Source organism: Clostridium acetireducens DSM 10703 (assembly GCF_001758365.1).
Lineage (GTDB): Bacteria > Bacillota > Clostridia > Clostridiales > Clostridiaceae > Clostridium_C > Clostridium_C acetireducens.
Window position 1 is genome coordinate 55,365 of record NZ_LZFO01000009.1, and the last position, 22,384, is coordinate 77,748.

A 22,384-nucleotide genomic window follows, 5' to 3' on the forward strand; every position below is an offset into this window, starting at 1 on the left:
GTAAAATGTAGAAATTTACGACATAGAAAATTTTTGTCATGTTGTAAGTCTATTTTTTGCGTTTAAAGAGCTTCGAAAGGAGCTCTTTTTATTATAAAATTTTATAGAAGGAAGGTATGAAAAATGAAAAAATCATTATCAATTATTCTTGCAGCAATATTTTTAACTATTGGACTTATAGGCTGCCAAAGTTCTAGTAAAAATTCTGAAAAGGACACTAAAGAAAACAAAACAGAACAAACTACAAAAAATACTAAAGGAAAAAAAGCTATACTTGTAGTTAGCTTTGGAACAAGTTATGCTGATACTAGAAAAGCATGTATAGAAAGTACAGAAAATAAAATTAAAGAAACATTTAAAGATTATGATGTAAAAAGAGCATTTACATCTGAAATAATAATTAAAAAATTAAAAGAAAGAGATAAAATAAATGTAGACAATGTAGATGAAGCTTTAGCTAATCTAGATAAAGAAGGCTATTCAGAAGTATATGTGCAACCACTACATATAATGCCAGGTGAAGAATATGACGGAGTAGTAGATTCAGTTAAAAAATACCAAGATAAAAAAGCTTTTGACAAGTTAGTTGTAGGAAGACCAATTTTATATAGAGAAAAAGACTATGAAATAGCTAAAGATGCTCTTATGAAACAAATCCCTAACATGAATAAAAATCAAGCAGTTATATTAATGGGTCATGGTTCAGCTCATCCAGGCAATGCTTCTTACTCTTTACTTCAATATGTTTTAGAAAGTGGAAAAGCAAACAATGTATATGTGGCTACAGTAGAAGGATATCCTACTTTAGATAATGTTATTAAAAAATTAAAAGATAATAATATTACAGAAGTTACACTTATGCCATTTATGTTAGTGGCAGGAGACCATGCTAAAAACGATATGGCAGGAGATGACAAGGATTCTTGGAAAAACATATTAAAAAATGAAGGATTTAAAGTAAATATTTATCTTCATGGTTTAGGAGAAAATAAAGCTTTCCAAGATATATATGTACAACACGTAAAAGACTGTATTAATGGAGACCCATTACTAGATCCAAAAAAAGATAAATAATGTGGTGATTATATGAAAAAAAAGTTACTTATAGTACTTACTTTATTAACATTTATTATTACTTTTTCTGCTTGTACCAATAATAAAAACAATGCAAACAATGCTTATAAAATAGAAATTACTGATGATTCTGGTGAAAAAATAAAATTAGAAAAACCAGCAGAAAAAATAATTTCTCTTTATTCTGCCCATACTGAAAATTTATTTAGTTTAGGTTTGGATAAAGAAGTAATAGGTGTTTCTGACAAAGATGCTTATCCTCCACAAGCTATAGACAAAAAAACATTTAGCTATAAAGACGATGCAGAAAGTATAATTGGTGCTAAACCAGACTTAGTATTAATTAGACCTTTTATAGAAAAGACAAATCCTAAACTTGTAAAAGACTTAAAAAATTCTGGTATAGCAGTAGTATCTTTATATCCTAAGAGTTTTAAAGAATTTGATGAATATATTAAAAAATTAGGAATTTTAACAGGAAAACAAAAAAAAGCAGAAGAAGTTTTAAAAGAATTTAATAAAGAATTAAAAGAAATAGAAAAAGAATCTGAAAGTATTAATCCAAAAGTGAAAGTATTTTTTGAGTCTACAGATACTAATTGTAGAACGGTAACTAAGGATTCCATGGCTGCTTATGCTATAAAATTAGCTGGAGGTATAAATATAGCAGAAGATGCTAAACCTACTAGCAGTACATCTAGTATAGCTTCTTTTGGAGAAGAAAAAATTTTAGCAAAAGCAGATAGTATAGATGTTTATGTAGCACAAAAAGGTGCTATGAATGCAGGAGGAAATCCTCATGCTATATCTATAAGACCAGGTTTTCAAAAGATAAAAGCAGTAAAGGAAAAAAGAGTTTATAATATAAATGAAAAATTAATATCTTCTCCTACTTTTAGGTTTGTAAAAGGTGTTAGAGAACTTCAAAGAATTTTTTATACGGATAAATTTGATAATATAGACTCTTATAATAATGATAATTTAATTACAAAATCAGATTTAGCTCATATTATAGTAAAATTCAAACACATTGGAATATATTCTCCTACTACTAAATCCTATGCAGGACGTAGAAATTCTCATGTATATGGTAGTTTTAAAGATGTAAAGCCAGAACATGAAAACTTTGATTATATAGAAACAGCAGTTATGGGTGGATATTTTGATGAAAAATCAGAAGAATTTTATCCAAATAAAAAAGTTAATAGAGAAGATTTAGCAAAAGTACTTTATATGTTAGCAGATTTACCTCAAAAGGATGTAGAAATAAAAGATATAGATAATAGTGAAAATAAATTAATTATAAAAACTATAGTAGGAAATGGTATAATGAATTTAGAAAATAATGAATTTAAACCAGAATCTAATGTTACAGGAAAAGAAGTTTTACAAAGTTTAAATAAAATAAAACAGTATATGAAGTAATAAAGGAGAATACCTATGAAATTTACTGCTTTTTATCCAGGAAGTTTTGGAGAAATAATACAAGGAAAATATAAGGGCAAGGATATATTATTATCCTGCCCTATAAATTTATATACTAAAGTATCACTATATGAATGTAAAAATCCCAAAGAAAAGTTTTCAAAATATAAAAGCAATATATTCTTAAAAAATATATTGAAGAATTGGGGTTACGAAAAATATGAAAAAAATTTAGACATATCTATAAAAAGTCAAATACCTTGTGGAAAAGGTTTTGCCAGTAGCACAGCAGATTTATGTGCTCTATACATAGCACTTACAAAGTTTTTCAACAAAGAATTCAATGAACAAGAGTTAGTAAAGCAATGCATAAAAATTGAGCCTACAGATAGTATCATATTTGATAAATTAACAGCATTTGAATATAAAAAAGGAAATTATAAAGAAACTTTAGGAGATTATTTTAAATTTTACATTTTAGCTTTTGAAGGTGAAAACAAAGTAGATACTATAGAATTTAACAAAAGAAATATGCCACCATTAAGTAATATAGATGATTTAGTAGAAATTTTAAAATATGCAATAAAAAATAAAGATATAAAAAATTTAGCTTTAGCTTCTACTGAAAGTATTATAAGAAATGAAATAAGATTAAAATATACTTTTTTAGAAGAAGTATTAAAATTAAAAAATAAAACTTCTGGATTAGGTATAATAGGAGCTCACAGTGGAAATTTATTAGGAATAATATATGATGATATAGAAAAAATCAAAAATGCTATAAATTATACAAAACATTTAAATTTTTTAAAAGTATATGCAGTAAATACAATTCCCATATGAATTTATTACAAATTACTTAAAATTTTAACAAATAAAGTTATAATTCTATTAAAATATAATAATTTCAATATTTATTATATATAACATAAAAAACATGATATAATTGTGATAAACAGTAGCACAAAAGATAAATTTAATAAGCACTTTTGTGCTGTTTTTTTATGAAGAAAGGAGAAAATAAATATATGAAATTTAAATTTAATTTAAAATCAAAATTACAGTTTTATTTTATTATATTAACTATAATACCTTTAATTATATTTGGAGTTTCACAATACTATAATACAAAGATTGTGCTCCAAGAAATAGAAGAAAAAAAAGTACTAAGTATATTAGATACTAATACTAAAGAGTTTAAAAGCAGCTTAAATAATGTTGAAGAAAATTCTTATATAATATCTCAAATGTATTCCATAAAAAGTTTTTGTGATTATAGTGAAAAGGGACAAATTGATGATAATATAAGAAAAAATGCTCAATATGTAATAGATAATATAAAAAGTTCTATGGAATATAAATATGATTCTATTATAATATATGATAAAAAAGGCAATGCTATATTATCTTCAAAAGATAATATAAAACATGAAAAAAACACATATTCTAATAAATATTTTATGGAAGCTTTAAAAGGGAAAAGAGTTTGGGGAGAATTAAATGCTGAAAAAGATTTAGAAGAACAAATAGTACCTTTATATACACCTATAAAAGGAAATAATGGAGATATAAAAGCAGTAATAACTGTAAATGTTAATTTTTCTACATTAATTAAAAATATAAAAAATATAAAAATAGAAAAAAGCGGATACGCCTATATTGTAGATAATGAAGGCAAAATAATATATCATCCTAAAAGCATTAATATATCCAATGAAAATTCAATAAATGATAATAAGGAATTACATAAACAAATAGCCTATATGGCAGAATATAAAGAAGGAAAAGGTTTTTATAAGATAGACGGAATTAAAAAATTTAATGCATACAAGCCTATAGAAAATTGGTCTATAGCTATAAATGTACCAGTAAATGAATATATGAATCCAGTGTATAAAATAAGAAATACTTGTATTTTAATGATAATTATATTCATAATTATAAGCTTTATATTATCAATAAGAATTTCTAAAAAAATAACAAAACCTATTAAAAAATTAATGTTGTTAATGAAAAAAGCAGAAAAGGGAGATTTTTCTGTACAAGCTGTAAAGGAGACAGAAGATGAAATTGGCGATTTAGTAGTAAGCTTTAATAATATGATAGAAGGACAAAAACAAGTTATAAAAACTATATTAGAAGTATCAGAAGAATTAGGAGCATCTTCAGAAGAAGCCAGTAGTGCCTCAGAAGAAATGGCAGCTAATGCAGAAAATCAAAATGCATCCATGGAGGAACTTACTAATTCCATTAACGACATGAATATATCCATAAATGAAGTTACAGACAAAATAACTAAAATGGCAAATAATATAAACCATATAAATGGGAATATGGATGGTATAGGAACTAATGTAAAAGAAGTTTCAGAAGATATACTAGGAACTTTTAAAAAATTTTCCCATATATCTAAATCTATAGAAAAAATGACAGCATCTATAGAAAGTGTATATAAAGATTCTCAAAATGCTTCAAAGGACGCAAAGGAAACAGTTTATATAACAGAAGAAGGCGGTAAAAAAATAAATAACATAGTAGATGAAATAGATAAAATCAATATTTCTGTAACGGAATTAACCAATACAATTAAAAATTTAGGAAAAGCAGCTTTGGAAATAGAAGATATAGTTGAGGTTATAGATGATATTGCAGAGCAAACTAATCTTTTATCTTTAAATGCCTCTATAGAAGCAGCTAGAGCAGGAGAATATGGAAAGGGCTTTGCTGTAGTAGCTTCAGCTATAGGAGATTTAGCAGAAAAATCTAGTGAATCTACAAAAAATGTAGAAAATATAATAAAGCATATGCAAAATCAAGTAGAAGATTCCATAGAAACTACAGATAAAGCAGTGGAAAAAGTTAAAAGTGGCATAAGCTTAGTAAAAAGTACAGAAAAAGTTTTAGAAAATATATACAACTCTGTAGAAAGCACAGCAGAACTTATGATACATATAAATGAAGAAACTAAAATTCAAGCTGAAACTAGTGAAAATATTAAAAATTCCATAATTAATGCCAATGAAATAGCTGTAAAAGTTTATGGGTCATTACAAGAAGAAACTAAAGATATAGAAGTGTCTGTAAGTAAAATCAATGAATTAAATGATTTATCTCAAGAAATTGCCAGCTCTTCCGAAGAACAAGCAGCCTCTAGCAATGAAATATCTATAATTGCAAACAATGTAGGTGACATGGCAAATGAAGTAACTTCTGCTTCTGAACAAGTAGCCTTAACAGCAGAAAATTTAGCTAAAGGTGCCAACAAATTAGTTAAAATAGCAGATAATTTTAAATTGCAATAGCTTACTAATTAGGTGGTGAATAGATAAATTGACTGAAAACAATCAGTATTTAGTTTTTAAATTAGACAAAGAAGCCTATGGAATAAATATTAAAGAAATTTATGAAGTACTTAGGTTAAAAGAAATTTTAATTACTGAAATACCTAATGTTCCTAAATATGTAGAAGGCATAATAAATTTGCGAGGAAATGTAATTCCTTTAATAAATTTAAGAGCAAAACTAAAACTAGAAAAAAACATTATAAATAAAAAAAATAGAGTTATAATTGTAAATTTAAAAGGCAAAAAAGTAGGTATTTTAGTAGATAAAATATTAAAAATCTTTAATTTCCATAATTGCAAAATGTTTTCTAGTTGTAGAGAAATAAAATGTAAATATAACTATATAAAAGGACTATATAAAAAACAAAATTATCAAATATTTATATTAAATATAAATAACTTATTTGACATAAAATAATATATAAGAGAGGTCAATTTTATGGAAAATAATATAGTAACAGAAGAAGAATTTATAAGGGTAGATATAAATAAAATAGATAAATTAATTAATTTAATAGAGCAAATTATAATAAACAAAGAAATTTTAAATAATTTATCTTCTGAATTAAAAATTAAATATAAAAATGATGGAAACATAAATAATCTTTTAGATGTAGTTAAAAAAAATAATACTATAAGTTATGAACTGCAAGAAAATATACTTAATCTTAGAATGGTCTCTATTAAAAGTATTTTCACAAGGCTTCCTAGAATTGTAAGAGATACATCTAAAAAATGTAATAAAAAAGTAAAGACCATAATAGAAGGAGAAAAGACAGAAATAGATAAAGAAATGTTAGACAAACTAGGAGATATTATTATTCACTTAATAAGAAATTCTATAGACCATGGTATTGAATTGCCAGAGTATAGAGAAAAAATCTCCAAAAATCCTCAAGGAATTTTAAAAATTTCTGCTTTTCAAAAGGGAAATAGTGTAATAATACAAGTAAAAGATGATGGAAGAGGAATAGAAATAGATAAAATAAAAAATAAGATTTTAGAGAAAAAATTATTATCAGAACAGGATTTAAATAAATTAAGTGAAAATAAAATATTAAATTACATATTTGAACCAGGATTTTCTACTTCTTCTGAAGTTACAGAAATATCTGGAAGAGGTGCAGGTTTGGATGTAGTAAAACATATTGTATCTAAATTAAATGGAACTATTGAAATAGAAACAAAAAAGGCAGAAGGCACAAAATTTATAATAAAGCTTCCTATTACATTATCCATAATAAAAGCACTTTTAATAAAAGAAAATAATTTTGTATTTGCCATACCAGCTTCATCTATTATAGAAATAATAAGACTTAAAGGAGAAGAAATAGGAGAAAATATTCATATAAATGAAGGCATAGAAGTATTTACATGGAGAGATAAAATAATTCCAGTAGTTAGAATAAAAAATTATTTTAATATTCCTGTAAAATCAGATAACAAAAAACTATTTATTGTGGTAATAGGTTCATCAGAAAAAAGAGTTGCTTTAATTATAGATCAATTTTTGAAAGAACAAGAAATAGTTATAAAGTCTTTAGGAGATTTTGTAGGAAAAAACAAATTATTAGGAAATATAAAAGGCATAATAGGCGTAACCATATTAGGAAGTGGAAAATTTGCTCATGTGCTAGACATAGGTGAAATTTGCGAAACCAGTGTATAAGGTTTTTATTAATATACTTTGAAGAATAAATCCAGCAAAAAAACCAATGCTAACAGGGGTAGTAAGTGCTGTTGTAAATAAGTCATTTCATTAAGAGACTCTAAGAATAAAAAATAGAAAAACTCCTACCCAATTTATGCCCCGTCCTTGGGGCGGAAATTGGCTCATCACGTCCTGTGATGAATTACGGAGTTTTTCTATTTTTTATCCTAAGAGTCTCTAAAATTCATTCAAATTATTTACAACAGCACTTACTACCCCTGTTAGCATTGGTTTTTTTGCTGGATTTATTCTTCAAAGTATATTAATAAAAACCACCCCTATGTGAGAGATGGTTTTTTATTATGCAAATAGTACTTTATCGCTTATATCTTGAAAGTTTAATGTTTCAAAAGTGTTTAAAAGTTTTTCTATAGTTAAATTTCTTTTTTCTTTTCCTGAAATATCTAAAACTACATTTCCTTTGTGTAGCATAATAAGTCTATTGCCTAAAGAAATAGCTTGTTTTAAATTGTGAGTTATCATTAATGTAGTTAAATTTCTTTTTTCTACTATATCTTTAGTAATATTTAATACAATTTCAGAAGTTTTTGGGTCTAATGCTGCAGTATGTTCATCTAAAAGTAGTATTTCTGGATTTGTTAATGTAGTCATTATAAGACATAGTGCTTGTCTTTGACCTCCAGATAAAAGTCCTACCTTTGTATCAAGTTTATCCTCTAAACCTAGATTTATATTACTAAGTACTTCTTTAAAATAATTCATATTTTTTTTATTTATTCCAAATTGAAGACCAAATCTTTTACCTTTATTTATAGCCATAGACATATTTTCAAGTATAGTCATGGAAGAAGCAACTCCATGAGAAGGATTTTGAAATACCTTTCCTATATATTTCATACATTTATGCTCTGGCATATTTGAAATATTTTTTCCTTTTAATAATATAGTTCCGCTATCTGGCTTAATGTTTCCAGATATCATATTAAGTAAAGTAGACTTTCCTGCTCCGTTGCTGCCTATTACTGTAATAAAATCTCCTTCATTTACATTTAAAGATAAATCATTAAATAAAGTTACTTCATTTATAGTGTTTTTATTGAAGGTTTTGCAAAGATTTTGAAGTTTTAGCAATAGACTCACCTCCTAAATTTATATTTTTCTTAAAGCTTAAATTAAAATTAGAAGATTTAAGAGATAAAGTTATTACTACAATTACTGCAGTTATAAGTTTTAAATCTGTTGGGTTAAAGCCTGCTTTTAAAGCTAAAGCTATAGCTATTTTATAAAATATTGCTCCAAATAGTACCATAGTAGTTCCTTTTACAAATTTTAATTTTCCCAGTATAGATTCACCTAATATAACAGAGGCTAATCCCATAACTACTACACCAGTACCCATTCCTACATCAGAGAAACCTTGATATTGACACATTAAAGAGCCAGCTAAAGCCACTAAAGCATTGGATACCATAATTCCTAAAACTTTTATTGAATTTTTATTTACTCCTAAAGAGTTAACTATATTTTCATTATCGCCAACAGCTCTTAATACAAAGCCTAGCTTAGTTTTTAAAAATAAATCTAAAATTACTTTTGATACTATAGCAAATAAAGCTATTATTAAAATTGGTTTACTTCCACTAGAAAACATTGTTTTTAAATTGAAAAAGGGTATATTGGATTTTCCCATTATTCTTAAATTAATAGAGTATAGTCCAGTCATAACTAATATACCCGATAACAAATTAGTTATTTTAAACTTAACATGAAGTATTCCTGTAACTAATCCAGCTAAAGCTCCTAAAATTAAAGCTATAAAGCAAGTAGTAAAAGGATTAATACCTTTTAAAAGACATAAAGCTGTTATGGAAGCCCCTAGGGGAAAAGTTCCATCTACAGATAAATCAGGAAAGTCTAAAATTTTATAAGTTATAAATACTCCTATAGAAACTATAGCAAAAATAAGTCCTTGCTCTAATATATTTATAAGTAGATCCATTATTTAAGACCTCCTTTAACTTTCTCTGCCTTAGATAATATATTTTCTGGAATTTTTATATTTAATTTTTTAAGAGCAGATTCATTTATAAATATTTTTGTATTTTTAACAGTGTGAATTGGAATTTCTGTAGGTTTTTTACCTTTTAAAATTTCAGAAGCTAAAATTCCAGTTTCTACACCTAAATCGTAGTAATCTATTCCATTAGTTATTAATGCACCGGATTCTACATGGGCTTTTTCAGCTCCAATAATAGGTATATTTTTTTCGTTACATTTGTTAGAAATAAGAGATAAAGAAGAAACTACCATATTATCTGTTGGAACATATAAAGCATCAATTTTATTTATAATTGCATTAAGTGATTGAGGTATATCATTAGTGGTTGTAATACCTGAAGTTATTATATTAAGCCCAAATTGTGGTGCAAATTGTTTAGCTTCTTTAATTTGTACATCTGAGTTAGCTTCACTAGTATTGTAAAGTATTCCTATATTTTTAGCTGAAGGAAGTAATTCCTTTATTAATTTAAATTGATTTTCTATAGGAACTTTATCAATAGAGCCTGTTACATTTGTAGAAGGCTTATCCAAAGATTTTACAATACCAGCTTTCACAGGATCTGTTACTGCTGTTATAACAATAGGTATATCCTTTGTAGTATTAAAAGCTGCCTGTGATGAAGGCGTTGAAATTGCAAATATTAAATCATCTTTTTCAGAAACAAACTTTTGAGCTATAGTTTGTGCCGCTGGAATATCTCCTTGAGAATTTTGGTAATCTATCTCTAGATTTTTTCCTTCTTCAAAGCCTTTAGATTTTAAACCATCTAAAAATCCTTTTCTAGAAGCATCTAAAGCTGGATGCTCTACTATTTGAGAAATTCCTATTTTAAACTTCTTTTTTGAAATGTCTTTATTATTTGAAGCACAACCTCCAAATAATGATAAAGTTAATAGACATGACATAAGAAATGTCACTTTCTTTTTTGCTACCATACTACCATCCTCCTAAAATATATAATTTTAATAAAAGCTCTCTTAAGGAGAGCTAATTTAAGCTAATTTAAAATTACTCCTACAAAATACTACCTACTATACTACTAAAATCTACAAAAGTAATACAAATTTACTAAAAGTATAGGTATTATTGTAAATGAAATTTAATAAAATGTCAACAGCTTTATTAAATTTATGAATTTGATATACTCCTATGAGCTAATCCTATAACTATTTCATCTAAGTGTAAAAGACCAATATTCATAAATATACAAACACATATATGTTCTCCAGATCTGGCAATACCAATTTTACCACCTACATTTAATCCATTGGCTTTAGAAGATACTTCTAATAAAGCTTCACGAGCAGCACCAACTACAGCACCATCATGAACATGACAATCACTAACAAGTCCACATCGCTTTGAAGCTACTAAAGCTCTTTCAATTATTTTAGTAATAGAATCATTTATATTTCCACCTACGTCTACTGCTGTAGTTAAAATGTTTGATTTCTTGTAATGTTCTTGAAGTTTCTTTTCTTCCTCTCTGGAAGATATAGACATTTTAATAGCTGCTTTTGCTACAATGCTACTATTATTTTTTTTCATTTTATCACTCCTAAAAATATAAAATTTTAGTATACATATATATTTTATCATAAACAAAATATAAGTGCTTTTTATTATAATATAAAATTTATTATTTATATTTAATTGTTTCAAAAATACTGTATAAAACATATTATATAATAATATATTTAATTGTATTCAAGAAAAATTAATATAGATTTATAATATACATTAATGTATAATTTATATATAAACAATAATTGTAAGAAATTAATATATAATATTTAAAAAAATTAAAAAGTTTTAAATATTTTTAAGAAGGGGAATATGTATGAATTTTGATTTTGATTATTATTCTATAGCAGAAAATATGTTTGAAGCATTTGCTTCCTTAGAAATAATATTCAATAAAAATATAAAAAATTATTCATATAAGTTTTTATATGTAAACTCTGCCTTTGAAAAAATTTTTAATATACAATCAAAAAATTTATTGGGGAAATCCATGGGACACATATTTGAAAAATTAGATTATATATTAAGTAGCAAGTACTTAGATAAAATAATAAAAAATGAAAAAATAGATATAGAATATTATTATAAAACACTTAATAAATATTTAAAAATTAGGTTTTTTATTATTGAAAAAAATAAATTAGGAGTTTTTATTACTGAAGATTTTAAAGAAAAAAAAGAAGAAGAATATTGCATGAATAGGGAAAACTTCAATAAAATATTTAAGGAATCTTCCATAGCTATGCAGTTTTTAAATTGCCAAGGTGAACTTATAGATGTAAATGAAGCTTTTTTAAAAATGTTTAATATAAGCAATAAAAATATTTTTGAAAAATTTAATATAATTAAAGAAAAATGTTTTAATAATTTAAAAAATAAATTAGATAACAGACAAATTATAACATTTCAAAAGGAAATAGATATAAAGGATTATTCTGACTGGGATTTGGATTTTTCTTCTAAAAGATGTATAGAAATAACACTAATTAAATTATCTCAAAATAGTGGTATATTAGTACAAATGCAAGACTTAACTGAAATGAAAAGAAATACTGAAGGTATGAAGAAATTAGCTTATTATGATTCTTTAACAGGTTTGCCAAATAGAAAATACTTTGCAGAAAGCTTATGTAAAGTATTGGAAAAAAGTTGTAAAAATAATAAAAAAACTTGTGTTATATTTATGGATATAAATAAATTTAAAAATATTAACGATAATTATGGTCACAATGTAGGAGATTTAGTTTTAATAGAAATGTCTAAAAGATTTAAATTTGTATTAAAATCAGGTGAAATGCTAGCAAGATTAGGTGGGGATGAATTTATACTATATAAAAGCTTTGTTAAACAAGAAACTATGTATAAATTTATAAAAAGAATACTTTCTGTATTTAAAGCACCTTTTATGTTACAAAATTATAGTGGAAATATTACTACTAGTTTAGGCATAAGTTTATATCCTAAAGATGGTACAATTATGGAAGAATTAATAAAAAAAGCTGATATAGCTATGTATAGTGCAAAATGTAAAAAAGGAAATAGCTATGAATTTTTTAATAAAAGAATATTAAAAAAAAACTGATTAATTATAATAATTATTAAATTTAAATAAATTGGAGCTGTAAACACAGACAGCTCCAATTTATTTAAATTATACTAATCTGAAATTTATAGTATAATTTATTCCAGTATCTAAAATCAAATTATACATAGGACACGTTTTTTTAAACGTTTCCATAAGTTCGTTTATTTTTTCTGAATCATTTGTTCTTATATTTACTACTTGATGTATACTGCTAAAATAAGGCTTTACTTTTGCCAGACCAAGCATTCCTCTTTTGTCTGTAGACGCCTTTATTGTGGTAGACAATTGTTTTATATCCATATCCATATCTTTTGCAATAGAAATTATTGATATTTGTGCGGAAGCTGATAAAGCTGATAATAGAGACTGCATAGGTGACATGTTTTTGCTTTCTTCAGAGGGTTCATTTTCTATATAAAATTTTCCTTTTAAATTGTCTATGGAGTTTTCTATTAATCCATCTCCTAGATATTTACCGTTTATTTTATACTTTACAATATAATCCTCCATGCTAAAACCTCCTTATTGTCTTATTATGTTAATTATAACATAAAACATACACAAAAAATTAATTAAATATTTAAAAAATTAATAATTTTTAAATACTTGCTTTAAAATGTGAAAAAAATCTCTTTTTATAATAAAAATCTCTTTTTATTCAACAACCTAGAATTCCATAATGAAGTTAATTATTTCTTTGCAAAAGAACTTATGTTCTTGTATAATTATATTAAAATAAATATAAAGGGTGAATTATATTGAAAAATAAAAATATTTTCAAAAAAATTATTTTTCATGTAGATGTAAATTCCGCTTATTTATCTTGGGAAGCAGTTTATAGATTAGATAAAGGCAGTAAAATAGATTTAAGGAAAATACCTTCTATAGTTGGGGGAGACCCTAAGCATAGAAGGGGAGTGGTGCTTGCAAAATCTATTCCTGCAAAAACTTTTGGTATAAAAACAGGAGAACCGGTATTTTCTGCTTTGAGAAAATGTGCTTACATAAAAATTGTTCCACCTAATCATTCTTTATATTCATTTTATAGTAATAAAATGATGGATATATTAAAAGAATATACTTGCTTAATAGAAAAGTTTTCCATAGATGAATGTTTTATGGAATTTAATAACATAAGCTATAATGAAGTTTTAAAAAAAGCTAATAAAATAAGAAATCATATTAAATCTAAATTAGGATTTACTGTTAATATAGGTATATCTACTAATAAATTACTGGCAAAAATGGCATCGGATTTTAAAAAACCAGATAAAGTTCACACGCTGTTTAAAGAAGAAATTAAATATAAAATGTGGAATTTAAAAATTGAAAATTTATTTATGGTAGGAAAAGCTACAGTGCCTAAATTGCATAAATTAAATATATACACTATAGGTGACTTAGCTAATTATGATTTAGAAATAATAAGAGAAAAATTTAAAAAACATGGAGTGCTTATATGGAATTACGCCAATGGAATTGAAAATTCAAAATTAAATGCTAATAGGAAAATAAATGTAAAAAGTATAAGCAATTCAGTAACTACTCCTAAGGATATATACACAAAAAAAGAAGCTTATACTATACTAAATTCTATAGCAGAAAATGTAACTTCTAAATTATTAAAAGGCAAATATTTTTGTCAAACTATATCAGTAACAATAAAAAATAATAATTTTATAAACTATTCAAAACAAAAGAAATTAGATAATCCAACAAACTCTATTAATGATATATTAAAAGTAACATACAAGCTATTTCAGGAGTCTTGGAAAAAAGAACCTATAAGGCTTTTAGGTATAACATTATCAAATTTATCTAAAGATAGAGTTTATCAAATATCTTTATTTGAGGACAAAGACACTAAAAAAAGCATTAAAATACAAGAAGTTATTGAAAATATAAATAGTAAATATGGAGATAAATTTATAACAAGGGCAGAAGAACTTTTAAAAAATAATGTTAAAGATTGATTATTTATATATTATAATGTATAAAGAGAAAGGAGAAGCATTTTATAAAAATATATTAAGTTAGGGTGGTACTATGCATAATAAAAAAAGTATATTTACAAAATTAGTATTGTTTTTTGCCATAGTGTTTTCTTTTACACTATTTGGTTGTAGTAGTGAAACTTCTGAAGATGTAAGTGGAAATGAAAATGTTCAAGTAGAAGAAAAAAATAATTATGAAGGGGATTTAAAAGTACATTTTATAGATGTAGGTCAAGGAGATAGTATACTTTTGCAACAGGGAAATGCTACTATGCTTATAGATGCAGGGAAAAATGATGCTGCAGATAGTGTAGTATCTTATTTAAAAAAGCAAAATATAGAAAAATTAGACTACATAGTAGGAACTCATCCTCATGAAGATCACATAGGGGGAATGGATGCAGTAATTGATAAATTCAATATAGGAAAAGTATATATGCCTAAAAAAACTGCTAACACAAAAACTTTTAGAGATGTTATAAAATCTATTAAAGCAAAAAATTTAAAAATAACTAATGCTAAATCTGGTTCAAGTTTTAATTTGGGACAAGCAAAATGTACAGTTTTAGCACCTAATAGTGGTGAGTATGAAAACACAAATAATTATTCTATAGTGATTAAAGTAGAATATGGCAGCAATTCTTTTTTATTTACAGGAGATGCAGAAGCCTTATCTGAAAAGGAAATTTTAAAAAAGGGATATAATATTTCTTCTGATGTACTTAAAGTAGGTCACCATGGAAGTCATTCTTCTACATGTAATGAATTTTTAAATAAAGTTAATCCTAAATATGCAGTTATAAGTTTAGGTAAGAGGAATGATTATGGACATCCTCATAAAGAAACTTTAAGTAAATTAAATAGCAAAGGAATACAAATTTATAGAACTGATGAAAGTGGAACAATAATTGCTACAGCTAATGGAAAAGATATAACTTTTAATAAAAATAACCAAAATACAGTAAAAGAAAATACTTCCACAAAACAAAATTTTAAAAACAGTGAAAAATCTTATGTAGATTCACAAGGAAAAGGATTAATAAAGGGAAATATAAATTCTAAAGGCGAAAAAATATATCACTTACCAGGTGGAAAATATTATGATAAAACCAATGCTGAAGCTTGGTTTAAAACTACAGAAGAAGCAGAAAAGGCAGGATTTAGAGCTTCTAAAAGATAAAATTAAGTATAAATAAAACCCTATTTAAACATAGGGTTTTATTTATACTTAATTTTATACTACTTCTTTTATATTATTTTTTTCCCAGCATTCAGCACCTTCTATACCTGGAATAACATCAGCTGTAAACACAGGGTCTTTTCCTTCTTTTTTTTGTTTTAAATAATCTTTTAAAGCAGCAAAAGCAATACCATTTAGTTTAAATATAGCAACTAAATTTATAAGAGCCATAGAACCCATGAATAAATCTGCCATATCCCATACTAATTGAATTTTAGCTATACAACCAAAGAATATCATAAAACATACAGCTACTCTATATAGAATTAGCCATATTTTATTTTTACTCATAAATTCTATATTTGTTTCTCCGTAGTAGTAATTTCCTATAAGTGAACTAAAAGCAAAAAGGAAAATAGCTACAGCTATAAAAATATTTCCCCAAGAACCTACTTGAGTAGTTAAAGCAGCTTGAGTAACTTTTATTCCTTCTAAATTCGTATTTGTATAAACTCCAGAAAGTAAAACTATAAAAGCAGTACAGCTACATATTAAAATAGTATCAGTAAAAACTCCTAAAGCTTGTATAAAACCTTGTTTAACAGGATGAGTTACATCTGCTGTTGCTGCAGCATTAGGAGCACTTCCCATACCAGCTTCATTGGAGAAAAGACCTCTCTTTATACCCATAAGCATGGCAGTACCCATAGCTCCACCTACTGCTTGATTAATACCAAAAGCGTTTTTAAATATTAAAGACAATACTTGTGGAACAGCTGTAATATTTTTAATAGTAATAAATAAAGCTAATATAACGTAAGCAACAGCCATTACAGGAACTATAATTGAAGTAGCATTAGCTATTCTTTTAACACCACCAAATATTATTATTCCTGTAGCTACAGCTAATATAATTCCTACAGTAAATCTACTCATACCAAAAGCTTCTTCAAAAGCAAAGGATATAGTATTAGCTTGTACAGAATTGAAAACAAGACCAAAACTAATTGTTATTAAAATAGAAAATATGACTCCAAGCCATCTTTTATGTAAAGCTTTTTCCATATAATAAGCAGGTCCACCTCTATAACCATGCTTATCTTTTATTTTATAAATTTGTGCTAAAGTACTTTCTACAAATCCAGAAGCAGAACCAATTAAAGCAAGCATCCACATCCAAAATACAGCTCCAGGTCCTCCTAAGGTAATAGCTATAGCCACACCAGCTAAATTACCAGTTCCAACTCTTGAAGCAGTACTCATACAAAATGCTTGGAAAGAAGATACAGGTTTTTCTTTTTCAAGATTAGAATTTGAAGCACCTTCTCCTAAAAGCCTAAACATTTCGCCTATACATCTAAATTGAACGAAACCAGATTTAATTGTAAAATAAATACCAGCTAAAATTAGCACAGCAATAAGTACATAAGACCATAGAATATCATTACACTTAGAAACTATGGAATTTAAAAAGTTTAAAAATGAATCCAAAGTATTTCACTCCTTCTTATGGTTTAATAAAAATAAATTTAAGATTTGGATAATTGCATTGAGTTTAATAAACTTGATTTTAAGTTATTATTATTTAAACTCAAAAATTGAAATTATTAAAATCAAAAATTTCATAATGTAATACTATTTATACCCAAACACTATCATATCAAAAAAGACATTACTGTGTCAATTCGTGTTGTGTTAAAATTTGTAGTGTTTTTTTAATAAATTCATATTAAATTTAGTGAAATAATAGTAAAAAACTATACATTGAAAACTTTATTGGTCATATTGCTGAAAATTAAGATAATTTACATTTTTATAATAATACAACTTTTGGAAAGAAAAATTTCATATAATTATTACCCTAGTAGTGTAAAAAATGGAAATAATCTTTAGATTCTAGTACAGCATAAAATTGGTCATATCGAATTTTGCTTGAATCCTCAATTGCCTTATTATATGTGATAATGTAGTCTTCGTAAAATTCAATTGTTTGATAGAAATCAAATATTCCCATTTTGTCTGTTTGGATTTTTTTTATTTTTAAAATACTTCCTTCAAAGTATAAAAAGAATTTGTCCAATTGGATAAAACAAGACTAAATGGAGAAGAAATAAAGGCTTTTATAACTTAATATAAAGGAGGAGTTAATTTTAATCTTCATTTTCAAACCTCAGATTAGTAAACTCTAATTTGAGGTTTTGTTTTGCAAAACAAGTGAAAATTATTTATATAAAATAATAAGTTACAAGTATTTTTAAGTAACTATAACTAGGAGGGAGAAAGTGACAGATAAAAAGAATTCATCAATTAATAGACTATTTGAATTTGCAGGAAATTATAAAAGTCTTATTGTATTATCTTGTATTTTATCAGGATTAAGTTCTATAATTTCCATTGCTCCATTTATTTGTATTTGGTTTGTAATTAGGGATGTGTTAAAGGCACTTCCAAATGTTTCACAAGCTACTCAGTTAGGTAAATATGGTTGGATGGCTGTAGCATTTGCACTTATTAGTATCGCTTTGTATTTTATAGCATTAATATGTTCACACTTAGCTGGCTTTAGAGTAGAAAAAAATATGCGTAAGCAATCTATGCATAAAATTGTAAAATTTCCATTAGGTTATTTTGATTCAAATACAAGTGGAAAGCTTAGAAAAGTAATAGATGATAATGCAAGTTTAACCCATGGATTTATAGCTCACCAATTAGCAGATTTTTCTGGGGCACTTATTATGCCTATAGCAATTTTAGTTGTACTATTTATATTTGATTGGAGATTAGGATTAGTTTGTATAATTCCACTTTTCTTTAGCATGGTTTTCTTAAAAAGCATGATGGGTGAGGAAAATGCTAAATTTATGCAAAAGTATATGGATGCTTTAGAGGAAATGAACACAGCAGCAGTTGAATATGTTAGAGGTATTCCTGTTGTAAAAGTATTTCAACAAACAGTATATTCTTTTAAAAACTTTCATAAATCAATTACAAAATACAGTGATTTTGCATCAAATTACGCTTTATCTTGCCGTATTCCAATGGTTAACTTTACTATGACAATTAATTCACCATCATTGCTTTTAATACCTATTGGAGTATTGTTTATATTACATGCAGGAAATTACAAAGCATTTCTTTTAGACCTTATATTTTATATGTTATTTGCCCCTTTATGTGTAACTATGATGAACAAAATAATGTATTGTGGAGAAAGTATTATGGGAGCAAAAGAAGCTATTTCTAGAATAGATGAAGTTATAAATGCTGAAAATCTTGCTGAAGGAAACTTAGATAAAAAAGTTCAAGACAATAGCATATGCTTTGAAAATGTTACATTTACTTATCCAGGCAATGAAAAACCAGCTGTTTCTAATGTAAGTTTTACTGTATCTAAAGGAAAAACTTATGCTTTAGTAGGAAGTTCTGGAGGAGGTAAAACAACAGTTGCCAGCCTTATACCAAGATTTTGGGATGTTAATGCGGGCAGTGTTAAAATTGGTGGAGTAGATGTAAGAGATTTTAAGGAAAAAGATTTAATGGATAAAATTGCCTTTGTATTTCAAAACACAAAATTATTTAAAGCTAGTCTATTAGATAATATTTGTGCAGCAGGACCAAATGCAAATAAAGCTGAGGCACTTCATGCGGCACATTTAGCTCAATGTGATGATATTTTAGAAAAAATGCCTGGAGGAATTGATACTTTAGTTGGAAGCAAAGGAGTTTATTTATCAGGAGGAGAACAACAAAGAATTGCTTTAGCTAGAGCAATTTTAAAAGATGCTCCAATTGTTATATTAGACGAGGCCACTGCATTTGCAGATCCTGAGAATGAATATCAAATTCAAAAAGCTTTTAAATCTTTAACAGAGGGAAAGACTGTTTTAATGATTGCTCATAGACTTTCTTCTATAAAAGACGTGGACTGCATTTTAGTTATGCAAGAAGGAAAAATTGTAGAAAGAGGTACTCATGAAGAATTACTAAAACAAAAAGGTGTATACAATAAAATGTGGCAAGAATATCAAACATCAATTTCATGGAAAGTAGGAGGTGAAGCAAAACATGCTTAAGTATCTTCAAGATAAGTTTGCATTAAGTGAAAGCGGAGCAAAAGATTTAGTAAGAGGTAGCTTATACAGTGCATTAGGCAATATTAGTATGATGTTTCCAGTTGGACTTTTCATTTTAATGCTTGACGAATTATTACAGCCTCTTTTAAAAAATAATGTTTCATCAACTCCTAATGTTATGAAATATGTTTTATTGGTTATAGTAGTATTTGCTATTTTATATGGTTGTCAAATTCTACAGTATTCTAGTGTATTTATTTCTACTTACACAGAAAGTGCTACTAGGAGAATTACTTTAGCGGAAAAGCTTCGTCAATTACCTTTATCTTTCTTTGGAAAGAGAGATTTATCAGATTTAACTAATACAATTATGGGAGACTGCACTGCTTTAGAACATGCTTTTTCACATGCTATTCCTCAATTAATTGGGGCAATTATATCAACAACAATTATTACAATTGGTTTATTATGCATGGATTGGCGTATGGGACTTGCTGTATTATGGGTTGTTCCAGTAGCTTTAATTATGATTGTTGGTTCAAAAAGTATTCAAAATAAAATGGGACTTAAACATTATAAAGCAAAAAGAGCTTGTGCAGAAGGCATACAAGAATGTCTTGAAACTATTCAAGATATAAAAGCTTGCAATATGGAGGATGGTTATATAAAAGGATTAGATAAAAAATTAGATGAAGCGGAAAAAGCTCAAATTAATTCAGAATTGATTTTAGGAGCTTGTGTAACAAGTTCTCAAGCAATTTTAAGATTAGGATTAGCTTCTGTGGTGCTAGTAGGAAGTAGATTATTAATACAAGGACAAACTGATTTGCTAACTTATTTTATATTTTTAATTACTGCATCTAGATTATACGATCCATTGTCAGGAACATTAGCTAACATTGCAGAAGTATTTAGTGTTGAAATTCCTACTAAGAGAATGCAAAAAATAGAATCTCAATCAGTTCAAACTGGTGCTAAGGATTACAATACTAATGGATATGATATTAAATTTGATCATGTGGCATTTTCCTATAATAGCAATGAACCTGTATTAAAAGATGTATCTTTTGTAGCAAAACAAGGAGAAGTAACAGCACTTGTTGGACCTTCAGGTGGAGGAAAAAGTACAGCAGCAAAATTAGCAGCACGTTTTTGGGATGTAAATTCCGGCAAAATAACATTAGGGGGAAAAGACATAACCTCAATAGATCCAGAAGCACTATTAAAAAACTATGCTATTGTTTTTCAAGATGTTACATTATTTAATGGCACAGTTATGGAAAATATTCGCTTAGGAAAACAAGATGCTACAGATAAAGAGGTAAGACAAGCTGCTAAAATAGCAATGTGTGATGATTTTATATTAAAAATGCCTAAAGGATACGACACAGTAATTGGAGAAAATGGCTCAATACTATCAGGAGGAGAACGTCAACGTATTTCTATAGCCAGAGCGATTTTAAAAGATGCCCCAATAATACTATTAGATGAAGCAACAGCCTCACTAGATGTAGAAAATGAAACACAAATTCAAACTGCTTTAACAGAACTCGTAAAGAATAAAACAGTATTAATTATCGCTCATAGAATGAGAACAGTAGCCAATGCAGATAAAATTGTAGTTTTAGCGGATGGATATGTTTCAGAGCAGGGAAAACCAGAGGAGTTATTAAAACAAAAGGGATTGTATCGTCATATGGTGGAAATACAAAATGAAAGTATGGAGTGGTCATTGTAGGGGTGGAGTCCTGTACCTTGTGGGTACAGGATTTGTTTTTTTACTGAGTTAAGTAATTTCAAAGAAATAACAAAATTCAATGTATTAATTTAATACGTTACAACAAAATACTGTTTTATTAGTAAATTACATACTATATTGGTAAATATATAGCATGTGCATGATAAACGGAAAAGTAAAAAATATAGTTATATATAATAACCATATAGATATAAGGATAGTTCAATATTTAGTAGATTATTTAAATTGTCCAGTTATTGCAGAGAACATACCTTATGATTTTTTTACTGTTAAAAATGTATATGGAGTAGTTGCTGGAGAATTTACTTTTTATGTAAAACAATATATGGGTAAAGAAAAAGATAGATGAGGAATTTTAATAGATGTATTAAGATTTTGTGAAAAATTATAAAGTTATTTAAGGATAGTTGTGGCTTTGAGTATTCTCTTGATAGAAACTGTTTACTATAAAGAGAGTATATTAATTTAAGTTATCTATTATTTTTGCTAATAAATAATATGTAAAATTTAATTTGAAAATTTGGAAGGTTTTACAGTTTAATTGTAGAATTTATGAATTATAATGATAGTTGATTGCAAAACTAATAGTTTAAAAAATTAAATACTGACCTTAAGTTATAAATATTAAATTTTTAAAAAACAAACTATAGATTAAGCAACTAATGATTTTATTGAGAGTATATTATCTTTAT

The 22,384-nt window shown here is 26.3% G+C and carries 18 protein-coding genes; 12 read left to right on the top strand and 6 right to left on the bottom strand.

Annotated elements, in window-relative coordinates; genetic code table 11:
* Positions 1-123: 123 nt before the first annotated feature.
* The 6 genes from CLOACE_RS04310 (at position 124) to CLOACE_RS04335 (ending at position 7,512) form a co-directional block, all read left to right on the top strand.
* On the top strand, positions 124-1,074 hold the full coding sequence (locus tag CLOACE_RS04310) for a sirohydrochlorin cobaltochelatase (protein ID WP_084027541.1): 951 nt from the start codon (positions 124-126) through the stop codon (positions 1,072-1,074).
* A 12-nt stretch (positions 1,075-1,086) separates the two neighbouring features.
* Positions 1,087-2,499: an ABC transporter substrate-binding protein gene (locus tag CLOACE_RS04315; protein WP_070109820.1), complete on the top strand. Its 1,413-nt coding sequence runs from the start codon at positions 1,087-1,089 to the stop codon at positions 2,497-2,499.
* Positions 2,500-2,514: 15 nt separating this feature from the next.
* On the top strand, positions 2,515-3,342 hold the full coding sequence (locus CLOACE_RS04320) for a GHMP family kinase ATP-binding protein (RefSeq protein WP_070109821.1): 828 nt from the start codon (positions 2,515-2,517) through the stop codon (positions 3,340-3,342).
* Between the two features lie 185 nt (positions 3,343-3,527).
* A complete protein-coding gene (locus tag CLOACE_RS04325; protein ID WP_070109822.1) occupies positions 3,528-5,801 on the top strand; it encodes a methyl-accepting chemotaxis protein in 2,274 nt (757 codons plus the stop codon).
* Positions 5,802-5,829: 28 nt separating this feature from the next.
* A complete protein-coding gene (locus tag CLOACE_RS04330; protein ID WP_070109823.1) occupies positions 5,830-6,261 on the top strand; it encodes a chemotaxis protein CheW in 432 nt (143 codons plus the stop codon).
* A 21-nt stretch (positions 6,262-6,282) separates the two neighbouring features.
* Entirely contained in the window at positions 6,283-7,512 is a 1,230-nt protein-coding gene (locus CLOACE_RS04335) for a chemotaxis protein CheA (RefSeq protein WP_070109824.1), read from the top strand.
* 342 nt (positions 7,513-7,854) lie between these two features.
* Here the strand turns inward: CLOACE_RS04335 and CLOACE_RS04340 are convergent, their stop codons facing one another.
* The 4 genes from CLOACE_RS04340 to CLOACE_RS04355 all read right to left on the bottom strand — a co-directional run bounded on the left by CLOACE_RS04340 (position 7,855) and on the right by CLOACE_RS04355 (position 11,125).
* Positions 7,855-8,646, bottom strand: coding sequence for an ABC transporter ATP-binding protein (locus CLOACE_RS04340; RefSeq protein ID WP_070109825.1), 792 nt, complete (start codon positions 8,644-8,646; stop codon positions 7,855-7,857).
* On the bottom strand, positions 8,609-9,514 hold the full coding sequence (locus CLOACE_RS04345) for an ABC transporter permease (RefSeq protein WP_070109826.1): 906 nt from the start codon (positions 9,512-9,514) through the stop codon (positions 8,609-8,611). The genes CLOACE_RS04340 and CLOACE_RS04345 overlap by 38 nt, the downstream gene beginning before the upstream one ends.
* Complete coding sequence (locus CLOACE_RS04350) at positions 9,514-10,512, bottom strand: ABC transporter substrate-binding protein (protein WP_070109827.1); 999 nt, start codon at positions 10,510-10,512, stop codon at positions 9,514-9,516. Before CLOACE_RS04350 ends, CLOACE_RS04345 begins: the two co-directional genes overlap by 1 nt.
* A 193-nt stretch (positions 10,513-10,705) precedes the next feature.
* Positions 10,706-11,125 carry a HutP family protein gene (locus CLOACE_RS04355; protein WP_070109828.1) on the bottom strand — a complete coding sequence of 140 codons (420 nt, stop codon included), beginning with the start codon at positions 11,123-11,125 and terminating at the stop codon, positions 10,706-10,708.
* 292 nt (positions 11,126-11,417) lie between these two features.
* Between CLOACE_RS04355 and CLOACE_RS04360 the strand changes: the two genes are divergently transcribed.
* Positions 11,418-12,683, top strand: a complete 1,266-nt coding sequence (locus tag CLOACE_RS04360) for a GGDEF domain-containing protein (RefSeq protein ID WP_070109829.1) — start codon at positions 11,418-11,420, stop codon at positions 12,681-12,683.
* Positions 12,684-12,752: 69 nt separating this feature from the next.
* On the opposite strand, the gene CLOACE_RS04365 is transcribed toward CLOACE_RS04360, so the two are convergent.
* Positions 12,753-13,196, bottom strand: coding sequence for an OsmC family protein (locus CLOACE_RS04365; protein ID WP_070109830.1), 444 nt, complete (start codon positions 13,194-13,196; stop codon positions 12,753-12,755).
* A 248-nt stretch (positions 13,197-13,444) separates the two neighbouring features.
* On the opposite strand from CLOACE_RS04365, the gene CLOACE_RS04370 reads away from it, so the two are divergent.
* Together CLOACE_RS04370 and CLOACE_RS04375 are read left to right on the top strand one after the other, a co-directional pair.
* Complete coding sequence (locus CLOACE_RS04370) at positions 13,445-14,659, top strand: Y-family DNA polymerase (RefSeq protein WP_242866395.1); 1,215 nt, start codon at positions 13,445-13,447, stop codon at positions 14,657-14,659.
* Positions 14,660-14,732: 73 nt separating this feature from the next.
* Entirely contained in the window at positions 14,733-15,860 is a 1,128-nt protein-coding gene (locus CLOACE_RS04375; RefSeq protein ID WP_070109831.1) for a ComEC/Rec2 family competence protein, read from the top strand.
* A gap of 54 nt (positions 15,861-15,914) precedes the next feature.
* Here the strand turns inward: CLOACE_RS04375 and CLOACE_RS04380 are convergent, their stop codons facing one another.
* Positions 15,915-17,351 (bottom strand): alanine/glycine:cation symporter family protein, encoded by a 1,437-nt coding sequence (locus CLOACE_RS04380; RefSeq protein ID WP_070109832.1) that lies wholly within the window; start codon positions 17,349-17,351, stop codon positions 15,915-15,917.
* A gap of 791 nt (positions 17,352-18,142) precedes the next feature.
* Here CLOACE_RS04380 and CLOACE_RS04385 point away from each other — a divergent pair.
* From CLOACE_RS04385 to CLOACE_RS04395, 3 genes are all read left to right on the top strand, one after another.
* Positions 18,143-19,933 (top strand): ABC transporter ATP-binding protein, encoded by a 1,791-nt coding sequence (locus CLOACE_RS04385; protein ID WP_070109833.1) that lies wholly within the window; start codon positions 18,143-18,145, stop codon positions 19,931-19,933.
* Complete coding sequence (locus CLOACE_RS04390; RefSeq protein ID WP_070109834.1) at positions 19,926-21,671, top strand: ABC transporter ATP-binding protein; 1,746 nt, start codon at positions 19,926-19,928, stop codon at positions 21,669-21,671. The genes CLOACE_RS04385 and CLOACE_RS04390 overlap by 8 nt, the downstream gene beginning before the upstream one ends.
* 154 nt (positions 21,672-21,825) lie before the next feature.
* Positions 21,826-22,041 carry a hypothetical protein gene (locus tag CLOACE_RS04395; protein WP_070109835.1) on the top strand — a complete coding sequence of 72 codons (216 nt, stop codon included), beginning with the start codon at positions 21,826-21,828 and terminating at the stop codon, positions 22,039-22,041.
* Positions 22,042-22,384: the final 343 nt, after the last annotated feature.